The sequence below is a fragment of the Amycolatopsis benzoatilytica AK 16/65 genome (assembly GCF_000383915.1).
Taxonomy (GTDB): Bacteria; Actinomycetota; Actinomycetes; order Mycobacteriales; family Pseudonocardiaceae; genus Amycolatopsis; species Amycolatopsis benzoatilytica.
The window spans coordinates 8,577,394-8,603,828 of sequence record NZ_KB912942.1; the positions used below are offsets into that span (position 1 = coordinate 8,577,394).

A 26,435-nucleotide genomic window follows, 5' to 3' on the forward strand; every position below is an offset into this window, starting at 1 on the left:
GCCGCCGAAAACGTGCCCCGATTGCCTGGGATCCGGGAAGGGGCCGGACCGGAAGGTCTGCCCGCGGTGCGGCGGGCTGGGAGATGTGTACGAGTTCGCCGCGACGGTGCGGGCGGCTTCGTCGCGCAGGATCGAGTAGCGGCAGCCCGGAGACGGCCTGGAAGCGGCCTGATCATGAAACCGGCCCCGCCAACACGAAAGCCGCCCGGTCGCAGCGCCCCCGAGAAGGGCAAGCGGCCGGGCGGCTTTCCGTTACGTCACAACTACTTCAGCTGCGCGCTGGTCTTCCCGAGCACGCGCCGGGCCACGATCAGCTGCTGGATCTGCTGCGTGCCCTCGAAGATGTCCAAGATCTTGGCGTCCCGAGACCACTTCTCCAGCAGCGATTCCTCGGTGTATCCGTAAGCTCCGGCGAGCTCGACGCACTTCAGCGTCACGTCGACCACCGTGCGACCGGCCTTGGCCTTCGCCATCGACGCCTGCAGCGAATTCGGCTGACGGTTGTCCGCCATCCACGCGGACTCCAGCGTCAGCAGATACGCCGCCTCGTAGTCAGCCTCCAGCTGCAGGAACGTCGCGGCCGCGGCGTGCTGCGTCAGGCTCGGCCGGTCGTAGTCGATCGGCACGCCGGCTTCGGTGAGGATCCGGCGGGTCTCGTCCAGCGCGGCCCGGGCCAGGCCCACCGCCATCGCGGCCACCAGCGGACGGGTGTTGTCGAAGGTCTGCATGACCCCGGCGAAGCCCTTGGCGGTGTCGATTTCCGGGGTGCCCAGCAGGTTTTCCTTCGGGACCCGGCAGTTCTCGAAGCGCAGCACCGCGGTGTCCGACGCGCGGATGCCCAGCTTGTGCTCGACCCGCACGACCTCGAAGCCGGGCGTTCCCTTCTCCACCACGAACGATTTGATCGCGGCGCGGCCCTTCGACCGGTCCAGCGTCGCCCAGACCACCACGGCATCGGCGCGCTGGCCGGACGTCACGAAGATCTTTTCCCCGTTCAGGAGGTAATCGTCACCGTCCACCGTGGCCGTGGTGGTGATCGCGGCGGAGTCCGAACCGCAGCCCGGTTCGGTGATCGCCATCGCGGCCCACAGGCCCTTGAACCGTTCCAGCTGTTCGTCGGTCGCGACCGAGCCGATGGCCGCGTTGCCGAGGCCCTGCCGCGGCATGGACAGCAGCAAGCCGACGTCGCCCCAGCACATTTCGATCGTGCCGAGCACCACGTTCAGGTTGGTACCGTTGCGATTCCCCTTGCCGGCGTCGTCCTTTCCGGACCGGCGGACGCCCGCCGCGCCCGCGCCGCCCTCGCCAGAGGAGTTGAGGCCGTCCAGCAGGGCGGCGAACATGTCCAGTTCGGTCGGGTAGGTGTGTTCCGCGCGGTCGTACTTGCGCGAAATCGGCCGGAACACCTCGGCCGCGGCCTGGTACGCCTGGTTGATCAGCGCGCCGGCCTTCTTCGGAGCTTCCAGGTTGATCATGAGTTGCCTTTCGCAGCGAGAGTCGTGAGCGGCGAAGCCAGTGACAACCGGTGCCGCCGCCGACGCGGGATCAGAGGAGGACGGCGCCTTCCATCACGCCGATCGCCCGCAGATCGCGGTACCAGCGCTCCACCGGATGCTCCTTCACGAACCCGTGCCCGCCGAGCAGCTGCACACCGGCGTTGCCGATCTGCATTCCCTTGTCCGTCGCGAGCTTCCGGGCCAGCGCGGCCTCTCGCGCGTACTCCTTGCCTTGTTCTGCGCGCGAAGCGGCGCGCAACATCACCAGGCGCAGGCCCTCCAGCTCGATCGCGATGTCCGCCACCGAGAACGCGACTGCCTGCCGGTGGCTGATCGGCTCGCCGAACGCGGTGCGCTCGTTCACGTACGGCACCACGTAGTCCAGCACGGCCTTGCCGACGCCTGCCGCGAGCGCGGCCCAGCCGAGGCGGGAAAGCCGTACGACCTCGGTGAAAACGTCCGCCTTGCCGCCGCCGAGCAGCGCGCCAGCGGGCAGCGCGACCTTCTCCAGGTGCAGTTTGCCGGTCGCGGCGCCGCGCAGGCCCATCGCGGGCTCGGACTCGACGGTCACGCCCGCGCTCGACGATTCGACCAGGAACAACGCCGGTCCGCGTCCCTCCAGGTCCGCCGACACGATGAACAGCTCGGCCTCCGCCGCGCGCGGAACGAGCGACTTCACACCGTCGAGCTGGTAGCCCTTCGGGGTGCGCTTCGCCTTGGTGGCGGGCTTGAACGGATCGAACAGCGGCGTGCGCTCCAACAGCGCGAGCGCCGCGGCCGGGACCTGGTCGCCGGTGAACGCGGGCACGTAGTCGGCCTGCTGCTGCTCGTCGCCCCAGGCGACGAGCGCGGTGCTCACCGCGGACGGGGCCAGTACGGCCACCGCCAGTCCGAGGTCGCCGTGCGCGAGCGCTTCCGCGACCAGCGCGTTCGTGACGACGGACCGTTCGGTGCCGGCACCGCCCAGCTCCTCGGGGATGCCGACCAGGCTGATGCCCAGCTCGGCCGCACGGCTCAGCAAGCCTTCCGGAGCGGCGAGCTTCTCGTCGGCGTCCGCGGCGGCCGGCCGCAGCTGCTCGGCGGCGAACTCGCTGACCGTTTCGACGATCAGCTGCTGGTCCTCGTCGGGCGTGAGGTCGAACAGCCCGCGATCGCCGGCCGGGGCCAGCCGGGCCGGCTTGCCCAGCCGCTGGACCGAGGTGAACGACCGGGTAGCCGCTCCCGCGGCGCGGAAACCGGTGCGGGTCCCGGCCTTGACCAGGTTCTGCACCGGCCCGCGCAGCCCGGCGCGCTCGATCGCCTTGCTCCCCGCCAGCCGGGTGAGCGCGGCCAGGCCGATGCCCATCGCGTCTCGTTTCCTTGGCGCAGCCATGTAGCGTCTCCCTCGCGTTACCTACTCGCCAGTAGGTTAGCGCGAAGACGGCGAATCCGCCAGGCCTGGGTCAGTCGTGGACCGGACGGCGCGCGAATCGGGTGCGTTCGAACGCGATGAGCAGCAGGACGGTCGCAGTGGCAATCAGCAGCGTCAGGGCCGCGGGAAGGTGGTCGAAGAGCGGCGTGAGGGCCAGCAGGAGCACGGCGAGCACGAGTCGCTGCAGGTTCCAGGTGCCGAGGTTGCGTCGGCGCAGCGAACTGAGCGCGACCAGGTACAGCGCGAGCCCGCCGGTCAACGCCCACAACGCCACGCCGTGCAGTGCGTCCGACGGGCTGTGGTGCACCTCCTCGGACAGAGTGAGGAAAGTTTTCTTCAACCCCAGCGCGACCAGCACGATGCCGGCGATCAGCGGCAGGTGCAGATACGTGTAGGAGTCGGTGGCGATCTTGGTGCGGGCAATCCCTTCAGCGCGGGCCAGCCGGCTCTCGGCGACGTGCGCGACCAGGTCGAAGTAGGTCCACCACATCCCGGCGGCGAGCGCGATCCCGCAGATCGCCGACCCGGCGACGAGCCAGGTGATCGGCACGTGCCCGACCCCGATGCCGATCGACACCACCGATTCGCCCAGCGCGATGATCACGATCAGCCCGAACCGCTCGGCGAAGTGCGCGGGCGAGGGCAGCCGCCAGCCCGCCGGGCCGGAGAAGTACACGTTCAGGTAGTCGACCAGCAGCGCGGCCACCCACAGAATCGGCTGCCAGACCCCGCCGACGACCCCGGCCCCGGCCAGCATGGCCAGGCTGGGCAGCAGCCCGCGCAGCATCCGCAGCAGCACCCCGCGCAGTTCGGCATCGTGTCGTGCGGCCCCGAGATACGCGACGATGTGCAGGAGCCGCACGATCGCGTAGCAGGCGACGAACAGCAGCGGCCCGTCCAGTCCGCCGGGCTCGTTGGTGAACGCCTGCGGCACGGACAGCGCGACCAGGAACATCACCGCCATCGCGCCGAACATCGCCAGCCGCGCGATGCCGTGGTCGACGTGGATGGTGGTGCCGAGCCAGGCGTAGCTGCACCAGGACCACCACAGCACCATCAGCACCAGCAGTCCCTCGCCGACGCCGAGCAGGCTCAGGTGCCCGGCCATCAGCTCGGTCGTCTGCGTGATGGCGTAGACGAAAACCAGGTCGAAGAAGAGCTCGAGGGTCGTGACGCGGTGACCTTCGTCCGCGCTGACCAGATGCAAGCGTCTCGTGGGCACGGCAGATATTCGCACGGCTGGGGGACGGCCAGAAGCGGTTTCGCGGAGAGCGTGGCAGTCGGGTCTCGCCCAGTCCGACAGAGCGCCCCAATGCCACATTGGGTGCGTCAGATGCACCCAATGTGGCATTGGGTGCGTTACATGCACCCAATGTGGCATTGGGGCGTTGAGCGGGGTGCGAACTTCAGCCGAGGCCGAGGACTGCGTGCAGCAAGACGGTCAGTTCTGCTTGCAGATGCGGCCGGTTCCTGACTCGTCCGGTCCGGCTCAGATCGTTCGCGATCGTCAGCGCCGCATGCACCCGGATCTTCGCTTCGCGCGCTGGCATCTCCGGAAACACCGCGCACAGCAACGAAACCCACTGGGCGACGTAGTCCCGCTGCACCCGCCGCAAGTCCGCCTTGTCCCGTTCCGGCATGGTCACCCGGTCCGCGGTGAACGACACCAGCAGTTCCGGCGTCCGCAGCAGGATGTGCACATAGGACGCGGCGAGCCGGCCCAACGCGGACCGTTCGTCGGGGGCCTGCAGCGCCTGTTCGGCGGCCAGCGCGAGCCGGTCGGCGGCGCGGTGCCCGATCGCGACCATCAGCGCGGCCTTGCTGGGGAAGTGCCGGTAGACGCTGGGGCCGGCGATCCCGGCCGCCGCGCCGATGTCTTCCATGCTCACCGTGTGGAAGCCGCGTTCGGCGAAAAGCCCGGTCGCGGCGGTCAGCACCTGCTCGCGGCGCGAGGGCGTGCCGAGGCTGGTCGTGACCGGCGGCACCGGGCCGGCGGGCAGCGGCAGCGACGTTTCGAGCACCGCCTGAGCCAGTTCGACCAGCAGCGGCACGAACCGTTTCCGGGCGACCGACGTGTGGTGCACCGCGACGCTTCCGAACACCGACAACGCGGCCCAGCACAGCAGCTCAGCCTCGTCCGCGGGCAGCTCCGGGCGCAGCGTGAGCAGGGCTTTCGTCCACGCGTCGAGCACCGCGCCGGAGCGATGCCGGATCTCGCGCCGCTGCTCGCGGGGCAGGTGCGGGCCCTCCCAGCGCCACAGCGCGGCGATTTCCCGGCGCTCGACCGCCTGAGTTGCCAGGCGGGTGAGCAGAGCGTTGAGTTGTTCCGGCGGAGTCGCGGAGTCGGCGAGCGCGGCCGCGGTGGCCGATTCCATGTCGTCGATCCCGGTCAGCACCACGTAGGCGAGGATCGCCTGCTTGTCGGCGAAATGCCGGTACAGGGCGGGGCCGGTGACGCCGGCCGCGGCGGCGATGTCGATGACGGCGACGCCGTGGAAACCGCGCGTGCGGAACAGCTCGGCCGCGACGGCGGCGAGCTGGGCCTTGCGGTCGCGTGGTCGCGTGCCGCGAGCGGGAGGCGTACTCATGGTGAACCGACCATAGCGCCTCATGAAACAAGAGCAACCCATTGACACCTTGGGGTTCATCGGGCTTAAGTTAATGGCGATTAGCACCTACTGGCCGGTATAGTCGGCGGCGAGATACATCGCAGTGTCCAACCACGCCGCTTCGCGGAGGAGTGTTCAGTGAGTAGCGAGGCCTACATCTACGAGGCGTTGCGCACGCCCCGGGGCAAGAACAAGGGCGGTGCCCTGCACGGCACCAAGCCGGTCGACCTGGTGGTCGGCCTCATCCAGGAACTGAAGGTCCGCCACCCGAACCTCGACCCGAAGGCGATCGACGACATCGTGCTCGGCGTCGTATCCCCGGTGGGCGAGCAGGGCGCGGACATCGCGCGTACCGCGGCGCTGGTGGCCGGTCTGCCGGAGACCGTCGCGGGCGTGCAGCTCAACCGGTTCTGCGCGTCCGGGCTGGAGGCCACGAACATCGCGGCGCAGAAGGTCCGCTCCGGCTGGGACCAGCTGATCATCGCGGGCGGCGTCGAGTCGATGTCGCGGGTGCCGATGGGTTCGGACGGCGGCGCGCTGTTCATGGACCCGGCCACCGCCTACGACCACTACATCGCCCCGCAGGGCATCGGCGCGGACCTGATCGCGACGATGGAGGGCTTCTCCCGCGAGGACGTCGACGCGTTCGCGGTCCGCTCCCAGGACAAGGCCGAGGCGGCCTGGTCCGGCGGCTACTTCGCGAAGTCCGTGGTGCCGGTGAAGGACATGAACGGCGTCACCATCCTGGACCACGACGAGCACCGCCGCCCGGGGTCCACGGTGGAGGGGCTGGGCAAGCTCAAGCCTGCCTTCACGATGATCGGCGAGATGGGCGGCTTCGACGCCGTCGCGCTCCAGAAGTACCATCAGGTCGAGAAGATCGACCACGTGCACACCGGCGGCAACTCCTCGGGCATCGTCGACGGTTCGGCGATCGTGCTGGTCGGCAGCGAGCAGGCGGGCAAGACCTTCGGCCTCACGCCGCGGGCGCGCATCGTCGCCACCGCCTCGATCGGCTCGGAGCCGACCATCATGCTGACCGGTCCTACGCCGGCCACCGAAAAGGTGCTGAAGACCGCCGGGCTGACCCCGGACGACATCGACCTGTGGGAGCTCAACGAGGCGTTCGCGTCCGTCGTGCTGAAGTGGCAGAAGGACCTGAACATCCCGGACGAGAAGCTGAACGTCAACGGCGGCGCGATCGCGATGGGCCACCCGCTCGGCGCCACCGGCGCGATGCTGGTCGGCACCGTGGTCGACGAGCTGGAACGCCGCCAGGCGCGCCGTGCCCTGGTGACCCTGTGCATCGGCGGCGGCATGGGCGTCGCGACCATCATCGAGCGGGTGTGAGGATCGAGATGACCGAGAGCAAGACCATCCGCTGGGACAAGGACGCGGACGGCATCGTCACGCTGACCCTGGACGACCCGGACCAGTCCGCCAACACGATGAACTCGGCCTTCCGCGCATCGCTCGCGGCGACCGTGGACCGGCTCGAAGCGGAGAAGGACGACATCACCGGTGTCGTGCTGACCTCGGCGAAGAAGACCTTCTTCGCCGGCGGCGACCTGCGCGACCTGATCCAGGCCCAGCCGGAGCACGCGGCCGAGATCACCGCGTCCAGCACCGCGATGAAGGGCCAGATGCGCCGGCTCGAGCAGCTGGGCAAGCCGGTCGTGTCGGCGATCAACGGCGCCGCGCTCGGCGGCGGCCTCGAACTCGCGCTGGCGACCCACCACCGCATCGCGGCCGACGCCAAGGGCAGCCAGATCGGTCTGCCCGAGGTCACCCTGGGCCTGCTGCCCGGCGGTGGCGGCGTGGTCCGCACCGTGCGGCTGCTGGGCATCCAGAGCGCGCTGCTGAACGTGCTGCTGCAGGGCCAGCGGATGAAGCCGCGCAAGGCGCTGGAGCTGGGCCTGGTGCACGAGGTGGTGGACACCGTCGAGGAGCTGGTGCCCGCCGCGAAGGCGTGGATCAAGGCCAACCCCGAGGGCGGCGTGCAGCCGTGGGACGTCAAGGGCTACAAGATCCCGGGCGGCACCCCGTCGAACCCGAGTTTCGCGGCGAACCTGCCCGCGTTCCCGGCGAACCTGCGCAAGCAGCTCAAGGGTGCCCCGATGCCCGCGCCGCGCGCGATTCTCGCGGCCGCGATCGAGGGTGCGCAGGTGGACTTCGACACCGCGATCCTGGTCGAGACGCGCTACTTCGTGAGCCTGGCCATCGGACAGGTTTCGAAGAACATGACCAAGGCGTTCTTCTTCGACCTGCAGACGATCAACTCCGGCGGTTCGCGTCCGGACGGGTTCGAGAAGTTCACCGCCAAGAAGGTCGGCGTGCTCGGGGCCGGGATGATGGGCGCCGCGATCGCCTACGTGTCCGCGAAGGCGGGCATCGACGTGGTGCTGAAGGACGTCTCGCAGGAGGCGGCCGATCGCGGCAAGGGCTACGCGGCCAAGCTGGAGGAGAAGGCTCTCTCGCGCGGCAAGACCACGCAGGAGAAGTCGGACGCGCTGCTGGCCCGGATCAAGCCGACCGCTGACCCGGCCGATTTCGCGGGCGTCGACTTCGTGATCGAGGCCGTGTTCGAGAGCGTCGAGCTGAAGCACAAGGTGTTCGGCGAGATCGAGAACATCGTCAACGCGGACGCGGTGCTGGGCTCCAACACCTCGACGCTGCCGATCACCACGCTCGCCGAGGGCGTCCAGCGCACCGAGGACTTCATCGGGATCCACTTCTTCTCGCCGGTCGACAAGATGCCGCTGGTCGAGATCATCTGCGGCGAGAAGACCTCGCCGGCCACGCTGGCCAAGGTCTTCGACTACACGCTGCAGATCCGCAAGACCCCGATCGTCGTCAACGACAGCCGCGGCTTCTTCACCTCGCGGGTCATCGGCACCTTCATCAACGAGGCCGTGGCCGCGCTGGGCGAGGGCGTCGAGCCGGCGTCGATCGAGCAGGCGGGTTCGCAGGCCGGTTACCCGGCCCCGCCGCTGCAGCTGATGGACGAGCTGACCCTGACGCTGCCGCGCAAGATCCGCGCCGAAACGCGCGCCGCGGTCGAGGCCGCGGGCGGAACTTGGACCGCGCACGCGTCCGAGGCCGTCATCGACACGATGCTGGACAAGTACGACCGCAAGGGCCGGTCCACCGGGGCGGGCTTCTACGAGTACGACGAGAACGGCAAGCGCACCGGTCTGTGGCCAGGCCTGCGCGACGCTTTTGGTTCCGGTACGGCGGAAGTGCCGTTCGAGGACCTCAAGGAGCGGATGCTCTTCGCCGAGGCGCTGGAAACCGTGAAGTGCTTCGACGAGGGCGTGCTGACCTCGGTCGCGGACGCGAACATCGGGTCGATCTTCGGCATCGGGTTCCCGGCGTGGACCGGTGGCGTGATCCAGTACATCAACCAGTACGCGGGCGGTCTGCAGGGCTTTGTGGACCGGGCACGGGAGCTGGCGGCCCGGTACGGCAGCCACTTCGAGCCGCCGCAGTCGCTGGTGGAGAAGGCCGCCAAGGGCGAGATCTACGAGTAAGAGCCGGTCTCATGTGGTGAGGTTGCGGAGTCCGCATCCGGCGCGTCAGCACTGCGCCACGCGACTGACCTCCGAGCCTGTCCGTGAAGGGCCCCTTGCGGGACTTAGATTCCCGCAAGGGGCCTTTCACGGCCCTCGCACCCGCGAGCGACCAATCACCACGCAAGACACACGCTAAGAGCTGGGTTCCGGGCGGGGACGCTCCGGGGACTTCCCGGGGCGGCCCCGTTTTCATTCCTTGTCGTCGGTGATGGGCTTGAGCTGGACAGAGTTCTGATCGCTGAGGCAACGCAAGCCCATGACCGCACCGTCCTCGTCCATAGCGATGATTCCCTGCCATGCCTTCTGGGCTTTCGTTTCGTTCCAGCGCGCGCGGACGTCTCGGACAGTTGTTTCGTAGTCTGGGGATCCTGCGCCTTTGCACAGCACGGCATAGAGCGGCTCGGGCAGGCCAGAGAACACTTCGACCCGTTCTCCCCGGAAGCGGAAGACGTGATCAGTCCCGACGAGGTCGGTTCCGCCCAGCTCCACCTTGACGTCGCAGCGGGCGTCGGGCATATCGTGCTCGTCGTCCTGTTTGCCGACACGGATGCCCTGTCGCTTGGTGAGGTGTCGTGCTGCACTGGTCCGATCTCCGGCGAACGCCAGCAACATCGCGGCTGACGCTCGGACGAGTACCTGAGCGAACCAGTCGTACCTTTCCTCGACCAGATGGAAGCCGAGCCGGTTTTCCGCGTCGCCGTTGTCGTTCACTGTCTTGATGAACGGGGAGAAGACCTCTTCCCGAGGTGGCTCGATGAGCGTGGGCAAAGGGTGGCTCGGGACGGCAAGGTTGAAGTCAGCCTCGTGGCCGAGAAGAAACACCTCTACTCCGGCCGGGCCGGAGAGCGTAGTCGAGGCCGCGATGCTAGGCATCTGCAGGCCTTCGTTACCGAAGCCCAGCCGGTGGAACCTCGTCGCCGACCGGTACAGCTGTTTGCGCTGGTAGGCGGCAGTGTTGTGCAGTCCGCGGAAGTCAGCCGCGACGACTCGCAGCGGGGCGCCGGCTTTCCGGCCGATCAAGAAGTACCCTGGCCGGTCGGACGCTGGCTTCTCGGTTCCCTTCGGACGAGGCGCGCGAAGCGCCCATCCGGCGTCCAGCACCAGATCCGCGTCGAGTGCTTGGAAGAGGTAACCGGGGTGCTGCCGTGCCAGTGATTCCTGTGCGGCGAGCAACCCGATTGCGATGCCGACGTCGGCGGACTGAGCGGTCTTGACGTGCCATCTGGCATCGGTTCCGTCTTCTGACCGGGCTAGTTTGCCGTTGTTCGAACACAGCGTGGCGAGATAGCGCAGGCAGTTCCAGTGGTGAGCGAGCCCCCGCGACGGGCTTTGGCTGGACAGTGCGGTCGCCCGAGCATAAGCCTGCAACACCGCCCACGGCGTCCGACGGAAGCCGTGTGGGTGAAGCCGGACCTCGTCCAGCGTCGGCACTCGCTCAAAATCTCGTTCCTCTTTGCGGGCCCTCTCCGCGTCGGCCTTTTCTAGCTGCCGGACGTCCCCTGCCATCGCGCGGCTCGACGAGACCGCGATCGACGGTCGCTTGGTCAGCTCGGCATAGGCAGCCTGGAACTGCGCACTCGGTTTGTCGTTCATGCTCACCCCTAGTCGGCATCCGCCCTCCACCACACCCGAAGCGACTCGCCGCTGTCAGCCGCCGATCGCGGTGATCACGAAATGCCCCGACAAAACCACGATCCGCCCACGTGCCGCTGCCCACGACGCGCAATCGCTTACTCGAAACCCAAGAACAATACGTAATTCGCATCGTCGCCGGACTAACTGTGTAGCTCGCCCGACACCTCCCCGCTGACCCACCGCAATCGCGACTGCCCCGATCAGCTCAACCCGCACCCCCGAACGGCCGCGCGCCCCCCCGGTTCGCACGAGAATCCTTGCCGTGTCGGCACAATTGCGGGATCGCTCCGGGTTGCGGCGTGGGAAACTGGAGCATGGACCAAACCACCGCCCCCGCGACGGAGCCGCTTGCGTTCGCGGGTGCGGACCGGCTTGTCAAACTCGTCGGCGCGCTTTACCAGCGCCCCCGGATCGGCGATCGGCCGCGGGACTTGCGCGACGACGGCGAATGGCGTTCCGGCTATCACCGCGAGCGGACTGGGCGGCGCGGGCTGCCGATGGTCTGTCTGGTCGGCGATGCGCGCGAAGGGGTGCTCGAGGAGCTCTCCGTCCGGCTGCAGAACGCCAAACCGGCCGGCAGCGTGCGATCGGTCCGCCTGTCCCTCGCGGACAGTCCGGACACCGACGCGCCGGGAGACGCCACGACCGCGAGCGTCGAGGCGGTCCGGGACATTCTCTGGCGCGTCCGCAACGCACTCGTGCACAGCGGGCGCACCCGGGAAAGCCGCTTGCGCTTCCCGCTGTTCACGCTGGTCGACCAGCTCATGGCACGCAAGTTCCCCGACGACGACACCGATCCCGAGCGCACCCTGCTGCGCGAGCTGCAGGAAAACGGCCTGCTGACCCGGTTCCGCTCTGCGCTGGACAACGTCAGCCGAGAGCTGGTGCCACAGCATCCGACCTGGCGGTTTCCGCTGTTGCTTTTGCGGTGGCTGACGATCGTCACCTTCCGGATCGCGGTCACCGGGCGCGTGCCGGGGCTTTCCGGGCGGTACCGGTGGTTCCTCCGCCAGCCGCATCTCGCGCCTGAGATGTCCGGCAGTTTCGTGCGGTTCGCGTTGCGGCTCACCGACGGCGAGTGGCAGAAGGAATCGCCGGAGTTCGTCGCGCGGCTGCTGGTCAACGCGTTCCTGGAAGACTTGCGGCGCGACTACCTGCTGCGTCCCTGGCAGTTCTGGCGCCGGCACCGGATGACCTATCCGGTGCTGCTGCTCGACGAGGTCAGCACCGCCAACGGCGGCTACCGGCTGCTGGAGCTGATCAACGACGTCCGCAACCAGGTCGGACTCTTCGATCCGCTGCTGGTGGTCAGCGCGAGCCAGGCGCCGCCGCCGGACGCGGCGCCGAGCGTGGACCGGCCGAAGTACCACGCGGGCGAGTCCGCCAGCGCGTACCGGGTGTGGCAGAACATGCTCAGCGCGGACCGGCGCGCTCGCCGCCCGACCGCCTGGTACCTGCCGATCGGCCTCGACGCTCCGCAGACCGAGACCGAGAAAGCCGAGGTGCGCAAACGGGTTCTGGCGCTCGGCGACAGCTACGAGCGCTCCGGCGGCCGGATGCCGCTGTGGGCGACGCGCTGGCTGCGGGCCGGGCTGCCCGCGCTGTTGCTCGTCTCGGTCGCCGGAGTCGGCGGGCTGCGCTACTCCGATTTCCGGGACAGCCATTGCGGCACGTCCAGCCAGTGGTTGACCTGGGTCGAGGCCGACAAGGAGTGCATCGGCGTCTCCGACGGCAGCTACCCGCTGTTCAGCCCGGCTGATCCGGAAGGAACGATCCACCAGGTCGAAGGCACGATCGCGGTGCAGAACCAGCAAGCCGCGGACCTGCACGCACAGCAGCCGGACCGGCCCTACATCACGCTGGTCGACCTGGAAGCGCTGACCTCGTCCAACGGCACGCCGGAAGGGCTCACCGCGGAACGGGAGTCGCTGGAAGGGTTCGCCGTAGCGCAGTCGCGGCAGCTCGACGCGACCGCGACGGCCGAACCGATCATGCGGGTGCTGATCGCCAACGGCGGCAAGGGGATGCGGCACGGCGCCGACGTCGCGAAGACCCTGCTCGACCTGGCGAAGCAGGACCCGACGCTGGTCGGCGTGGTCGGTCTCGACATGAGCAGCGAGCCGACCTCGGAGACGATCCGCGCGCTCGGCGACGCCGGCATCCCGGTGGTCGCCGCGACGCTCAGCGCCGATCAGCTCGCCGACCAGAATCCGATCTACTTCCAGGTCGCGCCGCAGAACCGGCGCGAGGCCGCGGTGGCCGCCTCGTTCTTCGCGCAACGGCCGGGCCCGCGCGCCGTTCGCGTCTACTACTCCGACGACGCCACCGACTACTACAGCTTGAACCTCCGCGACGATCTGCTGAAGTCGTTTGGCGAGAAGCATTTCGCCGTCGAAGCGCGCGCGTTCGTTCCAGACGAGGGACAGGTGGACCGTCCCGCGCACCAGCACTACGGCGACCGCGAGGTCGGCAACGCGAGCGCCGCTGGCCGCGACACTTGTTCCTACGACGGAATCGCTTTCTTCGCCGGCCGCGGAGTCCCGGACTTCGGCGCGTTCCTTGCCGGTGCGGCGCAATGCGGGAGCGCCGCGACCCTCATCGGGGACGATGACGTCTCCCGTTATGTCGCGGATACCGTTGCGCGAGAACGTAATCGGGCGCTGCCGTACTACTACCTCGCGCTGGCGAGCCAACCGGTCACCACCGCGAAGGGACCCGCCCGGGACTTCTACGCGACGCTCAACGCCAAGTTCGACTTCGAGCGCACCGTGAGAGGCCGGTCCTTCGACGGCCATGCCGCGTTGTCGTACGACGCCGCCTTGGTGATGATCACCGCCACCGCATACCTGCGGGAGACGTCGTCGAAGGTCCCCGTGACGCCGGGCGCCGTCTGGCGCGAGATCACCGCGATCCACACGTCGCGCCCGGACGTCAACCAGACCAACAAGTACATCGAAGGAGCCAGCGGCGCGATCGACTACGGCGGCGACATCGGCCGGCACGTCCCGCAGGAAAAACCGGTGGCGGTCCTTCAGGTCCAAGGCGGCGAGGTAGTGCCCGCCCTGCAGGGGTTCTGCGGCAAGACGATCGTCCGGCAGTCGGACCAGTGGTGTCCGGCGGACAGTTGAGGCACGGTAGGAGAATGACGGCCGAAGCTCAGTTGCCGGTGCTGGACGAGCATCGCATTACCGTGCCCGCGGATGCGGAAACCGCCTGGCGGGCCCTGACGGAGACGGTCGCCGGGATGTCCGCCGGCCGGCTCGCGACGGCTTACGCGTGGGCGGTTCGGTGCGCGGACTGGAAAGCCAGCGGCTCGGGACCGCTCGTCGTGGGCGCTACCATCCCCGGTTTCCGGGTGCTGGCCGCCGATCCGCCGGAGCGGCTCGTTCTGGCCGGCCGGCATCTGTTCTCCGAGTACCAGCTGGCCTTCCGGCTCGAATCCCGCGGCGGGGAGACGCTGATCCGCGCGGAGAGCCGGGCTGTGTTCCCCGGCCTGACCGGCGGCGGATACCGGCTGCTCGTGGTCGGCACGGGCGGACACGTGATCGGGATGCGGATGCTGCTGCGAAAGATCGCGCGTCGCGCGTAACAGTTCCCGGCGGTTCGGCGACCTTCTCGCATTGCCCGCGACGCGAGGAGGTTGGGGATGCTGCGGAAATGGGGCTTTGCACTGGCCGCGGGCGTGCTGGTGGCCGGATGCGGCGCGGTGCCCGCCGGGGACCGGTCGCCGGCGGTGCCGAACAGTACGACGACCCAGTACTCACCGGGCGCTCCGACGACCTCGAGCACCGCGCCGGAAACCGCCACCCCGGACACCAGTCCCGCGCTGAGCAGCCAGGACGCGCCATCGACCACGACGCCGGTCGTTCCCTCCCCGCCGACGCAGGCTGCCGACCCGGCTGCCTGCGGTTCCGGCTACTACCGCAACTCCTCCGGTAACTGCGTCCACGACCCGTCCTCGAATCCGTCCGGTGCGACCGCGCTCTGCGAGGACGGCAGCTACAGCTACAGCCAGCACCGATCCGGCACCTGCTCGCGCCACGGCGGCGTGCGGCAATGGCTCTGATCTTCATTGCGCCGAACGGACCATCGCGTTGAGTCGGATCGATCACGTACCGCCCGTTCCTCCCGTCCCGCCCGGTACGGTGCGAATCCGGTACGGCATACGAAACGGGGTACGCAGTGGCACAGCCGGGCGGCCGGGCGATCATCGTGGTTCTGGCGTCCTGCGGCCTCGTCGCGTCGTTCATGCAAACGCTGGTCATCCCGCTGATCCCCGCGTTCCCGAGACTGCTGAACACCACGTCGACCGACGCGTCCTGGGTTGTCACCGTCACGCTGCTCGCCGCCGCGGTCATCACGCCGGTGGCCGGACGGCTCGGCGATCTGTACGGCAAACGGCGCGTCCTTCTCGCCAGCCTGGCGCTGCTGATCGCCGGCTCGGTCGTCTCGGCGCTCACCAGTTCTCTGGCGCTGATGATCGTCGGCCGCGGACTGCAGGGGTGCGCGATGGGCGTGATCCCGCTCGGCATCAGCATCATGCGCGACGAGCTGGCCCCGGAACGCGTCAGCGGCGCGATTTCGCTGATGAGCGCGACGCTCGGGGTCGGCGGCGCGATCGGGTTGCCGCTGGCGGCGATCGTGGCCGAGCGCGCCGACTGGCACGTGCTGTTCTGGGGCTCGGCCGGACTCGGGCTCGGCTGTGCGCTGCTGATCGTGAGGTTCGTCCCGGAATCGCCGGTCCGCACGCCCGCGCCGTTCGACTTCCTCGGCGCGCTCGGCCTGGTCGTCGGCCTCACCAGCTTGCTGCTGCCGATCGTGAAGGGCGGCGAATGGGGCTGGGGCAGCCCGGCGACGCTCGGGTTCGCCGCGACCGCGGTGATCGTCCTCGCCGCGTGGGGGTGGTACCAGCTGCGCCGCCGGGAACCGTTGGTCGATTTGCGGGTCTCGGCGCGGCGGCCGGTGCTGTTCACGAATCTCGCGTCGGTGCTCGTCGGCTTCGCGATGTACGCGATGGCGTTGTCGTTCCCGCAGTTGCTGCAGGCACCGTCGGCGACCGGCTACGGTCTCGGGCTCAGCATGGTCCAGGCCGGACTGTGCCTCGCGCCGAACGGTCTCGTCATGATGGCGCTTTCGCCGGTTTCCGCGCGGCTGACGAACCGGTACGGCGCGCGCGTCACGCTGATGACCGGCGCGATCGTCATCGCGGTCGGCTACGTGTTCGCGATTTTCCTGATGAGCAACGCCATTGAGCTGATCATCGCGTCGGTGATCATCGGCGGGGGAGTCGGGGTCGCTTACGCCGCGATGCCCGCGCTGATCATGAGCGCGGTGCCGGTCACCGAAACGGCTTCGGCGAACGGGCTCAACTCGCTCATGCGTTCCGTCGGCACCTCGACGTCCAGCGCGGTGATGGCCACCATGCTGGCGCACCTGACCATCACCGTCGGGACATTCACCGTGCCGTCGCTGGCCGGCTTCCGCGCCACCTTCGTGGTGGCCGCGGTCGCGGCGGTCGCCGGGCTGGCGCTGACCGCGGTGGTGCCGCGGGTCCGTGCTGCCAGCCCGGAACTCGCCCGGGTCTAGAGCAGCGGCGGGACGGCCGCGTCGATCAGGTGCGGTCCTGGCTCGGCGATCGCGCGCGCGAACTGCTCGGCCAGCTCTTCCGCGGTCGTCGCGCGAGTCGCCGGGACGCCCATGCCCTCGGCGATCTTCACGAAGTCCAGGTCCGGCCGTCCGATGTCCAGCAGTTCCTTCGCGCGCGGGCCGTCCCCGGTCGCGCCGACCCGCTGCAGCTCCATCCGCAGGATCGCGTACGCGTTGTTGTTGAGCACGACCGTGGTCACGTCGAGGTTCTCGCGCGCCTGCGTCCACAGCGCGGAGATCGTGTACATCGCGCTGCCGTCCGATTCGAGGTTGACCACCGGCCGGTTCGGAGCCGCGACCGCGGCACCGACCGCGACCGGCATCCCGTACCCGATCGCGCCGCCGGTCAGCGTCAGCACGTCGTGCCGGGGCGCGCCCGCGGTCGCGGCCGGGAGCATGAGACCGGAAGTGTTCGCCTCGTCGACGATGATCGCGTTTTCCGGCAGCAGCGCACCGATGACGTCGACCCAGTTCTGCACGGTCAGCGGACCGCTCGGCAATGCCGGTCGGCTCGCCTCCTGCAGCACCGGCTGAGTGTCCGCGGCGACGAGCGCGGCGACCGCTTCCAGCGCGGCCGCCACGTCCTGGCCGACAGTCGCGAGCACGTGTACCTGCGCGCCTTCGGGAGTCAGCTCGCTCGGCATGCCCGGGTACGCGAAGAACGACACCGGAGCCTTCGTACCGGCGACGATCAGGTGCTTGATCCCGTCCAGCTGGTACTTCGCCTGCTCGGCCAGATATCCGAGCCGTTCGATGTTCGGGAGGCCGGCACCGCGCTCGATCCGCGCGGGGAAGGTCTCGGCGAACGCCTTCGCGCCGGTCGCGGTCACGATCCGGTTGGTCGCCCGCAGGCCGGCTTCGTGGCAGGCAGCGCCGCCGACCAGCAGCGCTACCGGCTCGCCGCTGCGCAGTACGTCGGCGATCTTCTGCACCTTCGTCGTATCGACGGTCTGGGATACGCGAGGCGGGATCGGTGCGCAGGTTTCGCCGCCTTCGCCCCACGACGCGTCGGCAGGGAGGATCAGTGTCGCGACTCGACCCGGCGCGTCCTGCGATGCCGCGACTGCGGCAGCAGCGTCCGCGCCGACGTCCTTCGTGTGTTCAGACCGGCGTACCCAGCCTTCGAGCGAGCTCGCGATGGCGTCGATGTCCGACTCCAACGGCGCGTCGTACTGCTTGTGATAGGTCGCATGGTCGCCGATCACGTTGACCACCGGCGTGTACGCGCGCCGCGCGTTGTGAAGGTTCGCGAGGCCGTTGCCAAGGCCAGGGCCGAGGTGAAGCAGCGTCGCGGCGGGCTTACCGGCGACGCGTGCGTACCCGTCCGCGGCACCGGTCACGACGCCTTCGAACAGCGCGAGCACGCCGCGCATCTCCGGTACCGAATCGAGTGCGGCGACGAAGTGCATCTCCGAGGTGCCAGGGTTGGAGAAGCACACGTCGACCCCGCTGTCGACGAGCGTGCGGATGAGGGACTGGGCGCCGTTGAGCGTGCTCACTGTGCTCACTTTCCGGTAAACAGGACGCCGGGGTTGAGGATCCCGGCCGGGTCGAAGCTGTCCTTGAGCCGGCGCAGCAGATCGAGCTTTACCGGGTCTTCGAGTTTGCCGTAGTACTTCGTCTTGGTGCGGCCGAGGCCGTGCTCGCCGGAGATCGCGCCGCCCAGCTCCAGTGCGTAGCCGAAGATGTCCGTCAGCAGCTGCGAGCGGGTTTCCGGGTCCTTGCAGAAGATCGCCAGGTGGACGTTGCCGTCGCCGGCGTGCCCGCAGCCGATCGCGCCGCCGCCGGTCGCCATCGCCAGTTCGCGGGCGCGGTTGAGGAACAGCGGCATCGCGGTGCGCGGCACCACCACGTCGATCACGTCGTCCGCGCCCGCTGCCTTCGCGTTCCAGAACGCCTTTTCCCGCGCTTCGATGAGCTTGCGCGCAGCACCGCCCTCGAGCACGTACGCGTCCGTCGCGCCGAGCTCGACCAGCAATTCGCCGAGCGTTTCGACGTCCTCGCCGAGCCGGTCGGCCACCCGGTTCTCCAGCGCGACCGCGAGGTAGGCCTGGGTACGGTCACGGATCTCCGGCGGCACGCCGAGTTCCAGCTTGTCGTTGTAGACCATCGCGGCCATCGTCATGTTGTCGATGTACTCGAGGATTTGCGGGGCCAGTCCGCTCGCGGCGATCTTCGGCACCGCCGCCATCACCTGGTCGAAGTCGTCGAACGGAGCGAGCACGGTGGCCCCGTGCGGAAGCCGCGGCTGCAGCTTCACGGTCACCTCGGTCACCAGCGCGAGCGTGCCTTCCGAGCCGATGATCAGCTGGGTGAGGTCGTAGCCGCTGGAGATTTTCGACATCTTGCCGCCGGTCCGGATGATCTCGCCGGTCGCGAGCACTGCCTGCAGCCCCGAGACGTTGCCGCGGGTGACGCCATAGCGGATGGCGCGCATACCGCCGGCGTTGGTGCCGACCGTGCCGCCGAGGCTCGCGCTCAGTTCACCGGGGTAGACGGGGTAGGTGAGACCGTGTTCGGCGGTCTTCGCGTCCAGTTCGGCCAGCGTGACGCCGGGCTGGACCACGGCGACGTGGTTGCCGGTGTCGATGTCCAGCACCGAGTTCATCCGCTCGAAGGACACGAGCAGGCCGCCGTCGACCGGACGCGCGCCCGCGGACAATCCGCTGCCGGAGCCGCGCGCGGTCACCGGGATGCCCGCTGCGGCGGCGATTTTCAGCAGCTCGGAGACTTCTTCGGCAGTGGCCGGCTTCGCGACGTAGGCGGGCTTCTGACCGGGCGTGCTCAGCGCCTCGTCGTGCGCGTAATCGTCGGAGATCGCGTCACCGGTCAGCAGGTTTCCGGCGCCGACCGCGCCTGCCAGCTGTGTTGCGATCTCGCTCATGCCACTCCCTCGTGCGCGCGCGTACGTAGTGGCCGCAGCCTAGCCGTTCCCGCACCGTGCTGGCTATGAATATTTTTCACGTTAGAGCGCGGGCTGTGGACGCGAAAAAGGCCACGCTAGGCGTGGCCTGGGAGTTTCCGCTGAAGTCTTCCGCTGAAGCAGGGACCGGCCCGCGCCAACAGGCCGGCCCCTGTGTCAATCCTCGGTGCCGGTCAGACGAGCCAGCCGAGCACGTGCGCCAGGTGGGCGAGCAGACCCGAGATCAGGTCGTGGCCGTGGTGCACGTGCTGGGTGAACATCTGCATTGAGGGGCTCCTTGTTTCGGATTTCTTCAGTGGTGCTCTCGCGAGGAGCGAACGCAGATTTTCATCGGCGGACCGCACTGTCAAAACCGCGGATTTCCCAGCGCTGGCAACGGATCGGCGGCAGCGGAATCTTCCCATGTTAAACATGTAAGGCTTTCGGGTTTGCCGCCGGGGGTCGGCGGCGGACGTTCGCCACGGTTCGTAGTCGCCGCGCGGCTCGATCACCCTGGGTAGCAGAAGCGCATTGCGACAACTGGGCGGCGCGACCCCTCGAACCGGTGAATGCCGCACCACGATTGGTGAGTTGCTCAGGTTCACGCCACCGGGTGATCATCAGGCCGAGATCCCTTATGTGGTAGGGGATTCTTGGGCCGGCGGGGCGCTTGCGGAGGGTTAGGGCGGGTTCACTCGGCGGGATGGGGTGGCTCCGCTGGGGCGAACGCGGCGGTCGCGGTTGGATGCGGTGATGCGGCGGTGCCTCGAAGCTGACGGTGACTGCCTGTGCCAGGGGTTTGCCAAGGCGGAAGAGCTACCTGGGCAGCCCCTGCGGTGCTGGTCCGCCGTCCGTGAAAAGCCCCTTGGGGGAATCTAAGTCCCTCAAGGGGCCTTTCACGGACGAAATCTGCGGCTGGCCGAAGCTCCGTCAGTCAGCGCGTGCGAACGACAGCGTCTCGCCTTCCACGCCGCGCAGCCACAGGTCCTGCGCGGCCTCGGCCATTTCGGCCAGCCCTTCTTCGATGGTCGCGAACACGTTGCCGGGCACCCAGCCCGCGTCGCCGTTGATGAGCAGGTTGTTGCGGCCGTAGAAAATCGCGAGATCCGTGGCACCCTGGTCGCTGTGCGCTTCGCTGCCTTCGTCGTAGCCGTACGCCGGGTTGCCGATCTCCCACGCTTCGAACCCGAAGTAGACGACGTCGCCCGGGATCGGGGTGATGGTCGGGTTCTCCCGGCCGGGCTTCGGTTCGGCGAACGGCGGTACGAGCGTGTAGACCTCGTTGCGCGCGTACTTCGCGTGGTAGGCGGAACCGCTTTGCGGAAGCGCCTCCCACACTGCCTTGCAGGTGCGCGGTGCTTCGTCGTCGAGCAGCCGTGCGCGACAGGTGACGCCGCGCTTGTCGAGGGTGATGGTGATGTAGCGCGCCATGTCTCAGCTCCCCGTGACCGAAGCGACGACCTCGCCCCAGATGCGCAGCGCGTCGTCCACCTGCTCCGCGTTGACGACCAGGGGCGGCACCATCCGCACGACGTTCGAGTACGCGCCACAGGTGAGCAGCAGCAGTCCGCTGCGGGCAGCTGCCTGCTGCGCGGCCTGCGCAGTGGCCGTGTCGGGCTCGCCGTCCGCTGTCGTGAACTCGGTGCCGACGAGGAGGCCGAGGCCGCGTACGTCGCCGATAGCGGGCGTCTTGTCCGCGATGATGCGCGCGCCGTCCAGCAGCTGACGCCCGCGCTCGGCGGCGTTCTCCACCAAGCCTTCGTCCTGGATGACGTCCAGCGTCGCGATCGCCGCGGCGCACGACACCGCGTTGCCGCCGTACGTGCCGCCTTGCGACCCAGGGAGTGCCTTCGCCATCAGCTCTTCCGAAGCGGCGATGCCGGAGAGAGGGAAGCCGCTGGCGAGGCCCTTCGCGATCAGGACGACGTCCGGGTGAACGCCGAAGTGGTCGTGGCCCCAGAACTTGCCGGTGCGGCCGAAGCCTGCCTGCACTTCGTCGAGCACGAGCAGGATGCCGTGCCGGTCGGCGCGCTCGCGCAGGCCGGCGAGGAACTCGGTGTTGGCCGGCACGTAGCCGCCTTCGCCGAGCACCGGCTCGATGAAGAACGCGGCGGTCTCGTTCGGCGCGGAGACGGTTTGGAAGAGGTAGTCCAGCTCGCGCAGAGCGAACTTCGTCGCGGTCTCCTCGTCCCAGCCGTAGCGGTAGGCGTACGGGAACGGGGCGACGTGCACCCCGGCCATCAGCGGCGAGATGCCCGCGCTGAACCGGGTGCCGGAGGTGGTCATGGTCGCGGCGGCGACCGTGCGGCCGTGGAACCCGCCTTGGAACACGATGACGTTCGGCCGCTTCGTCGCCTGGCGGGCCAGCCGCAGCGCGGCCTCCACCGCTTCGCTGCCGGAGTTGGCGTAGAAGAGCGAATCGAGCCCGGACGGCAGCACGTCGCCGAGCCGCCGGGTGAGGTCGAGCAGCGGCTTGTGCATGACCGTCGTGTACTGGCCGTGTACGAGCTTGCCGATCTGCTCGCGCGCGGCTTCGACCACGCGCGGGTGGCAGTGCCCGGTGCTGGTCACCCCGATCCCGGCGGTGAAATCCAGGTGACGTTTCCCGTCCACGTCGTAGAGGTAAACCCCTTCACCGTGGTCGACGACGACAGGCGTTGCCTGCTTGAGCAGCGGGGACAGCTGGGCCATGCGGTGTCCTCCCGTGATGCGGGTCCGACGGTTGTCGATTGTTGACAATATCCATAGCATGAGTCCGGGACAACAGGAACAGGAGCGAGCTGGATGAGCGGGATCACCGAGAACGGCGTAGTGGACGCGGTCGGCAAGGAACTCTTCATCGGCGGCAAGTGGGTCCCCGCCCGCGGCGGGAAGACCTTCGACGTGCAGGACCCGTCCACCGGCGAGGTGCTGTGCCAGGTCGCCGACGCCGGGCCGGAAGACGGGCTCGCCGCACTCGACGCGGCCGCTGCGGCGCAGTCGAGCTGGGCCGCCGTCGCGCCCCGGGAGCGCGGGGAAATCCTGCGCCGGGCCTACGACCAGCTCATCGAGCGGCGCGACGAGCTGGCGCTGCTGATGACGCTGGAGATGGGCAAGCCGCTGGCCGAGGCCGCCGGGGAGATCACTTATGCCGCCGAGTTCTTCCGCTGGTTCGCCGAGGAAGCGGTGCGCATCGACGGCGGCTACGCGGTGGCCCCGAACGGCACGGGCCGGTTCCTGATCACCCGTCAGCCGGTCGGCCCGACGCTGCTCATCACGCCGTGGAACTTCCCGATGGCGATGGGCACGCGCAAGATCGGCCCGGCGGTCGCCGCGGGATGCACGATGGTGATCAAGCCCGCCGCGCAGACGCCGCTGTCGATGCTGGCGCTCACCCAGATCCTCGCCGACGCCGGGCTGCCGGAAGGCGTGCTGAACGTAGTCACAACCAAGGACGCGGGCGGCGTGATGGAGCCGCTGATCCGCGACGGCCGTGCGCGCAAGCTGTCGTTCACCGGCTCGACCGCGGTCGGCCGGAAGCTGCTGGAGCAGTGCGCGGAGAAGGTGCTGCGCACGTCGATGGAACTGGGCGGAAACGCGCCGTTCCTGGTCTTCGAGGACGCGGATCTGGACGCGGCCGTCGAGGGTGCGATGCAGGCCAAGATGCGCAACATCGGCGAGGCGTGCACGGCGGCGAACCGGTTCTACGTGCAGCGCGGCGTGGCCGAAGAGTTCTCCCGCCGGCTCACCGAACGGATGCAGGCACTGCCGATGGGCCGGGGCACCGACGACGGCGTCGTGGTCGGCCCGCTCATCGACGAGGCTGCCGTGGCGAAGGTGACGGAGCTGGTCAAGGACGCCACTGACAAGGGCGCGCGAGTGCTCACCGGCGGGTCGCGCGTGGACGGTCCGGGGCACTTCTATCCGGCGACGGTGCTCACCGACGTACCGCTCGCCGCCCGGTTGTCCCGGGAAGAGATCTTCGGCCCGGTCGCGCCGATCACCCCGTTCGACACCGAGGACGAGGCGATCGAGAAGGCCAACGACACCGAGTTCGGCCTGGTCTCGTACCTGTTCACCAGCGACCTGAAGCGCGCGCTGCGGGTATCGGAACGCTTGGAGGCCGGGATGGTCGGCCTGAACCAGGGCATCGTTTCCAACCCGGCGGCGCCGTTCGGCGGGGTCAAGCAGTCCGGTCTCGGCCGCGAAGGCGGCACCGTCGGCATCGACGAGTTCCTGGAGACCAAGTACATCGCGGTGAACCTGTGACACACCGGATCGCGAGCATCCCGGGCGACGGGATCGGGGTCGATGTCACGATCGAGGCGCGCCGGGTGCTCGACGCGGCCGCGACGAAGTACGGATTCTCCTTGGAGTGGACCGAATTCGACTGGAGCTGCGAGCGGTACGCGAAGACCGGCGCGATGATGCCGGACGACGGCGTCGAGCAGCTGTCCGGTTTCGACGCCGTCCTGCTCGGCGCGGTCGGCTTCCCCGGCGTGGCGGACCATGTTTCGCTGTGGGGCCTGCTGATTCCGCTGCGCCGAGCGTTCCAGCAGTACGTGAACCTGCGGCCGGTCCGGCTCCTGCCGGGGACTTCGTCGGTGCTCGCCGGACGGAAAGCCGACGAGCTGGAGATGGTGATCGTCCGGGAGAACTCCGAGGGCGAGTACTCGGAGATCGGCGGACGGCACAACGCCGGCCGCCCGGACGAGTTCGTGCTGCAGGAGTCGGTGTTCACCCGGGTCGGGGTGGAACGGATCATCCGGTACGCGTTCGACCTCGCGCGCACGCGTTCGCGGCACGTCACGTCGGCGACCAAGTCGAACGGCCTGATCCACTCGATGCCGTTCTGGGACGCGATCTTCGCCGAGGTCGCCGCGGAGTACCCCGAGGTGCGCGCGGAACAGTGCCATGTGGACGCGCTGGCGGCCCGGATGGTGCAGGCGCCGGACCGGCTCGACGTGGTCGTCGCGTCGAACCTGTTCGGCGACATTCTGAGCGACCTGGCCGCCGCGATCACCGGCGGACTGGGCATGGCACCGTCGGGAAATATCAACCCATCAGGTGAGCTTCCGTCGATGTTCGAGGCGGTCCACGGCAGTGCTCCAGACATCGCCGGACAGGGCATCGCGAACCCGGTGGCGCAGATCCTGGCCGGTGCGATGTTGCTCGACCACCTCGGTGAAACCGTTGCGGCGCAGGCGGTCCGGACAGCGGTCGACGAGGTGTTGGCAGCCGGTCAAACGCTGACGCCGGACCTCGGCGGAACCGCTAGCACAACTCGGCTCGGCACCGCGGTGGCGGAAACGCTTCGCTGATTTTTCGTCGGTGCCCCGCGCTTCACTCTTCCCGACCCGCCGACGGGTCGAGGAGGGAGGAGGCACCGATGTGCCAGATGTGCGAGGAACCGGAAAGAGCCGGGAAGCGGTACCTGACCGAGGCGCTGAACCGGATCAGGGAGTACGGCTGGTGCGTCCAGGGCGTGCTGGGAACAGAGACCCGGCCGCCCTGGGCGTACACCGCGGGCCTGACCGCGCAGGGCCTGCCGGAACTGGTGGTCACCGGCGTCGCACCGCACCTCGCGGCGCGCGTACTCAACGCGGTGGCTGATCAGACGCTGCTGAGCGGACCGCCGGAGCCCGGCAAGCGATGGTCGCTGCCCGGTCTGCCGCAGCTGGAGGCGGTGCCGTTGAGCGTGCCCGCGGCGCACTTGCATCTCGCAGTTTCCTGCTACGGCCAGGAAATTCAGGCAGTGCAGGTCGTGCACGCGGACGGCTTCGGCTGGTTCCCGTGGTCGCCGGAGTACAACTGCGGCCAGGGCGGGCAGCCGGTGCTGGGAGTGCGCCATGACTGAGCCAACGGTGTTCTTTCCGTTGCGGCGCAACGAGATTGTCCGAACGGCACGGGTAGGATCGAGGTATGCCCGAACTGCTGGCGCCCACCGTCCGGTTGCGTCTCGCCTGGTTGACCGCCCACCGGGAGTGGGGTCCGGGCCGGCACGAAGACGGGTTCGGCTTGTCGGCCGCGGACTCGGTCGAATCGCCAGCCGGCTTCGCCGAGTGGGTAACCGCATTGGCGAAGGACCGGGTGGTGTACCGCTGGCTGGTCGAGCACGGCCAGGTGCTCGGCGGAATCGCCGTGCGCGCTGGACCGGCCGACTACGTGCGGTGGGCCGGCCAGGTCGGCTTCGGCATCCGTCCCTCCGCGCGCGGCCGAGGGCTGGCGTCCTGGGCGGTAACCCGGATCCTGCCCGAAGCCCGGCGGCTGGGCCTGTCACGAGCGCTGCTGGTGTGCCAGGCGGAGAACCTGGCTTCCGCCAAGACAATCGAACGCGCCGGCGGGGTGCTGGAGGAGATCCGGCACACCGGTCACGGCGCGGTACGGAGGTACTGGATCGCCGCCGGCGAGCCGTCGACCGGTTGACCGGCCGGTGTGGCGAAGGGCCCCCGCGGTCCGTGCTGCGCCGGTGGCGCTCCCCGCGCGGGGGAGCGTCAACCCTCGGCCGGAACAGGCCGGTCCGTCAAGCTCCGGCCCGGAAGCAGCCGGCTGATCGCGTCTTCCATGTGCGCCTCAAGCAGACGCAGCGCGGTGTCCTCGTCGCCTGCCCGCAGCGCTTCGATGATGCGGGTGTGTTCCTCCAGTCGATCCTCGACGCCCTGATAGGTGTTTTGCAGCAGCGTCAGGCACATCCGGGTCTCGATCAGCAGCGTGCGGGCCATCCGCGCCAGCCGTTTGCTGCCGGAGGCGTTGATCAGCGCCTCGTGGAACCGGAGGTCCGCTTCGGACAGCGCGGCCGGGTCGTCCGCGGCCGCCGCCATGTCGGCCACGTTCTGCTCCAGCATCGTGGCCACCGCTTCGCGATCGCCGCGGAAGGCGCACTGCAGCGCGGTTCGTTCCACCGCGGAGCGGGCGAGGTAGATGTCGAAGACGTCCGCCGGTTCGAGGTCGATCACGAACAGGCCGCGGTGCCGTTCGCTGCGCAGCAGACCCTCCGAGACGAGGTGCTGCATCGCCTCGCGCAGCGGGCCGCGCGAGACCTGGAAGCGAGCCGCCAGGTCGGTCTCGCCGAGCTGTGTCCCGGGTGGCAACGCACCGGTCATGATCGCCTCGCGAAGCTGGCGGGCGATCACGGCGGCGGTCGACTCGCGGCTCACCGGTTCGATGTCGGGCAACGCGACCACG

At 68.9% G+C, this 26,435-nt stretch carries 20 protein-coding genes; 10 read left to right on the forward strand and 10 right to left on the reverse strand.

The genetic code is table 11. The features are described 5' to 3' along the window. Nucleotides 1-263 precede the first annotated feature (263 nt). The 4 genes from AMYBE_RS0140140 to AMYBE_RS0140155 form a co-directional block, all read right to left on the reverse strand. Nucleotides 264-1,475: an acyl-CoA dehydrogenase family protein gene (locus AMYBE_RS0140140; RefSeq protein ID WP_020665057.1), complete on the reverse strand. Its 1,212-nt coding sequence runs from the start codon at nucleotides 1,473-1,475 to the stop codon at nucleotides 264-266. A gap of 70 nt (nucleotides 1,476-1,545) precedes the next feature. Then, nucleotides 1,546-2,841 carry an acyl-CoA dehydrogenase family protein gene (locus tag AMYBE_RS0140145; protein ID WP_020665058.1) on the reverse strand — a complete coding sequence of 432 codons (1,296 nt, stop codon included), beginning with the start codon at nucleotides 2,839-2,841 and terminating at the stop codon, nucleotides 1,546-1,548. Between the two features lie 97 nt (nucleotides 2,842-2,938). Further along, nucleotides 2,939-4,129, reverse strand: a complete 1,191-nt coding sequence (locus tag AMYBE_RS0140150; protein ID WP_027928535.1) for a low temperature requirement protein A — start codon at nucleotides 4,127-4,129, stop codon at nucleotides 2,939-2,941. A 184-nt stretch (nucleotides 4,130-4,313) separates the two neighbouring features. Next, nucleotides 4,314-5,495 carry a TetR/AcrR family transcriptional regulator gene (locus AMYBE_RS0140155; RefSeq protein ID WP_020665060.1) on the reverse strand — a complete coding sequence of 394 codons (1,182 nt, stop codon included), beginning with the start codon at nucleotides 5,493-5,495 and terminating at the stop codon, nucleotides 4,314-4,316. A gap of 159 nt (nucleotides 5,496-5,654) precedes the next feature. On the opposite strand from AMYBE_RS0140155, the gene AMYBE_RS0140160 reads away from it, so the two are divergent. Then, complete coding sequence (locus AMYBE_RS0140160) at nucleotides 5,655-6,866, forward strand: acetyl-CoA C-acetyltransferase (protein WP_020665061.1); 1,212 nt, start codon at nucleotides 5,655-5,657, stop codon at nucleotides 6,864-6,866. An 8-nt stretch (nucleotides 6,867-6,874) separates the two neighbouring features. Continuing rightward, complete coding sequence (locus tag AMYBE_RS0140165) at nucleotides 6,875-9,046, forward strand: 3-hydroxyacyl-CoA dehydrogenase NAD-binding domain-containing protein (RefSeq protein ID WP_020665062.1); 2,172 nt, start codon at nucleotides 6,875-6,877, stop codon at nucleotides 9,044-9,046. Nucleotides 9,047-9,277: 231 nt separating this feature from the next. On the opposite strand, the gene AMYBE_RS0140170 is transcribed toward AMYBE_RS0140165, so the two are convergent. Next, on the reverse strand, nucleotides 9,278-10,681 hold the full coding sequence (locus tag AMYBE_RS0140170; protein ID WP_020665063.1) for a hypothetical protein: 1,404 nt from the start codon (nucleotides 10,679-10,681) through the stop codon (nucleotides 9,278-9,280). 356 nt (nucleotides 10,682-11,037) lie between these two features. Here AMYBE_RS0140170 and AMYBE_RS0140175 point away from each other — a divergent pair, with 356 nt between their 5' ends. From AMYBE_RS0140175 to AMYBE_RS0140190, 4 genes are all read left to right on the forward strand, one after another. Then, nucleotides 11,038-13,851 carry an ABC transporter substrate-binding protein gene (locus tag AMYBE_RS0140175; RefSeq protein ID WP_020665064.1) on the forward strand — a complete coding sequence of 938 codons (2,814 nt, stop codon included), beginning with the start codon at nucleotides 11,038-11,040 and terminating at the stop codon, nucleotides 13,849-13,851. Between the two features lie 14 nt (nucleotides 13,852-13,865). Continuing rightward, nucleotides 13,866-14,312, forward strand: a complete 447-nt coding sequence (locus tag AMYBE_RS0140180) for an SRPBCC family protein (protein WP_020665065.1) — start codon at nucleotides 13,866-13,868, stop codon at nucleotides 14,310-14,312. 57 nt (nucleotides 14,313-14,369) lie between these two features. Further along, nucleotides 14,370-14,789, forward strand: coding sequence for a DUF3761 domain-containing protein (locus AMYBE_RS0140185; protein WP_020665066.1), 420 nt, complete (start codon nucleotides 14,370-14,372; stop codon nucleotides 14,787-14,789). A 182-nt stretch (nucleotides 14,790-14,971) separates the two neighbouring features. Beyond that, a complete protein-coding gene (locus tag AMYBE_RS0140190) occupies nucleotides 14,972-16,309 on the forward strand; it encodes an MFS transporter (protein ID WP_245573445.1) in 1,338 nt (445 codons plus the stop codon). Here AMYBE_RS0140190 and AMYBE_RS0140195 read toward each other — a convergent pair. The 4 genes from AMYBE_RS0140195 to AMYBE_RS0140215 form a co-directional block, all read right to left on the reverse strand. Then, nucleotides 16,306-17,868, reverse strand: coding sequence for an acetolactate synthase large subunit (locus AMYBE_RS0140195; RefSeq protein WP_020665068.1), 1,563 nt, complete (start codon nucleotides 17,866-17,868; stop codon nucleotides 16,306-16,308). The two genes, AMYBE_RS0140190 and AMYBE_RS0140195, sit on opposite strands and share 4 nt — an antisense overlap. Before the next feature lie 5 nt (nucleotides 17,869-17,873). Then, nucleotides 17,874-19,253 (reverse strand): FAD-binding oxidoreductase, encoded by a 1,380-nt coding sequence (locus AMYBE_RS0140200; protein ID WP_020665069.1) that lies wholly within the window; start codon nucleotides 19,251-19,253, stop codon nucleotides 17,874-17,876. Between the two features lie 948 nt (nucleotides 19,254-20,201). Further along, complete coding sequence (locus AMYBE_RS0140210; protein WP_020665070.1) at nucleotides 20,202-20,702, reverse strand: DUF3830 family protein; 501 nt, start codon at nucleotides 20,700-20,702, stop codon at nucleotides 20,202-20,204. A 3-nt stretch (nucleotides 20,703-20,705) separates the two neighbouring features. Continuing rightward, nucleotides 20,706-21,962 (reverse strand): aspartate aminotransferase family protein, encoded by a 1,257-nt coding sequence (locus AMYBE_RS0140215; protein WP_020665071.1) that lies wholly within the window; start codon nucleotides 21,960-21,962, stop codon nucleotides 20,706-20,708. 93 nt (nucleotides 21,963-22,055) lie between these two features. Between AMYBE_RS0140215 and AMYBE_RS0140220 the strand changes: the two genes are divergently transcribed. The 4 genes from AMYBE_RS0140220 to AMYBE_RS0140235 all read left to right on the forward strand — a co-directional run bounded on the left by AMYBE_RS0140220 (nucleotide 22,056) and on the right by AMYBE_RS0140235 (nucleotide 25,676). Next, nucleotides 22,056-23,519, forward strand: coding sequence for an NAD-dependent succinate-semialdehyde dehydrogenase (locus AMYBE_RS0140220; RefSeq protein ID WP_020665072.1), 1,464 nt, complete (start codon nucleotides 22,056-22,058; stop codon nucleotides 23,517-23,519). Then, nucleotides 23,516-24,571 carry a tartrate dehydrogenase gene (locus AMYBE_RS0140225; RefSeq protein ID WP_020665073.1) on the forward strand — a complete coding sequence of 352 codons (1,056 nt, stop codon included), beginning with the start codon at nucleotides 23,516-23,518 and terminating at the stop codon, nucleotides 24,569-24,571. The genes AMYBE_RS0140220 and AMYBE_RS0140225 overlap by 4 nt, the downstream gene beginning before the upstream one ends. A 68-nt stretch (nucleotides 24,572-24,639) precedes the next feature. Further along, the gene (locus tag AMYBE_RS0140230; protein WP_020665074.1) at nucleotides 24,640-25,107 is read left to right on the forward strand and encodes a DUF4262 domain-containing protein; all 468 of its coding nucleotides are present in this window, start codon (nucleotides 24,640-24,642) and stop codon (nucleotides 25,105-25,107) included. Nucleotides 25,108-25,172: 65 nt separating this feature from the next. After that, nucleotides 25,173-25,676, forward strand: a complete 504-nt coding sequence (locus AMYBE_RS0140235) for a GNAT family N-acetyltransferase (RefSeq protein WP_020665075.1) — start codon at nucleotides 25,173-25,175, stop codon at nucleotides 25,674-25,676. A gap of 68 nt (nucleotides 25,677-25,744) precedes the next feature. Here AMYBE_RS0140235 and AMYBE_RS0140240 read toward each other — a convergent pair whose 3' ends face one another. Further along, the gene (locus AMYBE_RS0140240) at nucleotides 25,745-26,434 is read right to left on the reverse strand and encodes a GntR family transcriptional regulator (RefSeq protein ID WP_020665076.1); all 690 of its coding nucleotides are present in this window, start codon (nucleotides 26,432-26,434) and stop codon (nucleotides 25,745-25,747) included. Nucleotide 26,435: the final 1 nt, after the last annotated feature.

Excerpts from the sequence above, each read along its gene's own strand:
- AMYBE_RS0140140 (WP_020665057.1), bottom strand. The coding sequence starts at position 1,475 with ATGATCAACCTGGAAGCTCCGAAGAAGGCCGGCGCGCTGATCAACCAG.
- AMYBE_RS0140145 (WP_020665058.1), bottom strand. The coding sequence starts at position 2,841 with ATGGGCATCGGCCTGGCCGCGCTCACCCGGCTGGCGGGGAGCAAGGCG.
- AMYBE_RS0140155 (WP_020665060.1), bottom strand. The coding sequence starts at position 5,495 with ATGAGTACGCCTCCCGCTCGCGGCACGCGACCACGCGACCGCAAGGCC.
- AMYBE_RS0140165 (WP_020665062.1), top strand. The coding sequence starts at position 6,875 with ATGACCGAGAGCAAGACCATCCGCTGGGACAAGGACGCGGACGGCATC.
- AMYBE_RS0140170 (WP_020665063.1), bottom strand. The coding sequence starts at position 10,681 with ATGAACGACAAACCGAGTGCGCAGTTCCAGGCTGCCTATGCCGAGCTG.
- AMYBE_RS0140175 (WP_020665064.1), top strand. The coding sequence starts at position 11,038 with ATGGACCAAACCACCGCCCCCGCGACGGAGCCGCTTGCGTTCGCGGGT.
- AMYBE_RS0140180 (WP_020665065.1), top strand. The coding sequence starts at position 13,866 with ATGACGGCCGAAGCTCAGTTGCCGGTGCTGGACGAGCATCGCATTACC.
- AMYBE_RS0140185 (WP_020665066.1), top strand. The coding sequence starts at position 14,370 with ATGCTGCGGAAATGGGGCTTTGCACTGGCCGCGGGCGTGCTGGTGGCC.
- AMYBE_RS0140190 (WP_245573445.1), top strand. The coding sequence starts at position 14,972 with ATGCAAACGCTGGTCATCCCGCTGATCCCCGCGTTCCCGAGACTGCTG.
- AMYBE_RS0140200 (WP_020665069.1), bottom strand. The coding sequence starts at position 19,253 with ATGAGCGAGATCGCAACACAGCTGGCAGGCGCGGTCGGCGCCGGAAAC.
- AMYBE_RS0140210 (WP_020665070.1), bottom strand. The coding sequence starts at position 20,702 with ATGGCGCGCTACATCACCATCACCCTCGACAAGCGCGGCGTCACCTGT.
- AMYBE_RS0140215 (WP_020665071.1), bottom strand. The coding sequence starts at position 21,962 with ATGGCCCAGCTGTCCCCGCTGCTCAAGCAGGCAACGCCTGTCGTCGTC.
- AMYBE_RS0140220 (WP_020665072.1), top strand. The coding sequence starts at position 22,056 with ATGAGCGGGATCACCGAGAACGGCGTAGTGGACGCGGTCGGCAAGGAA.
- AMYBE_RS0140230 (WP_020665074.1), top strand. The coding sequence starts at position 24,640 with ATGTGCCAGATGTGCGAGGAACCGGAAAGAGCCGGGAAGCGGTACCTG.
- AMYBE_RS0140235 (WP_020665075.1), top strand. The coding sequence starts at position 25,173 with ATGCCCGAACTGCTGGCGCCCACCGTCCGGTTGCGTCTCGCCTGGTTG.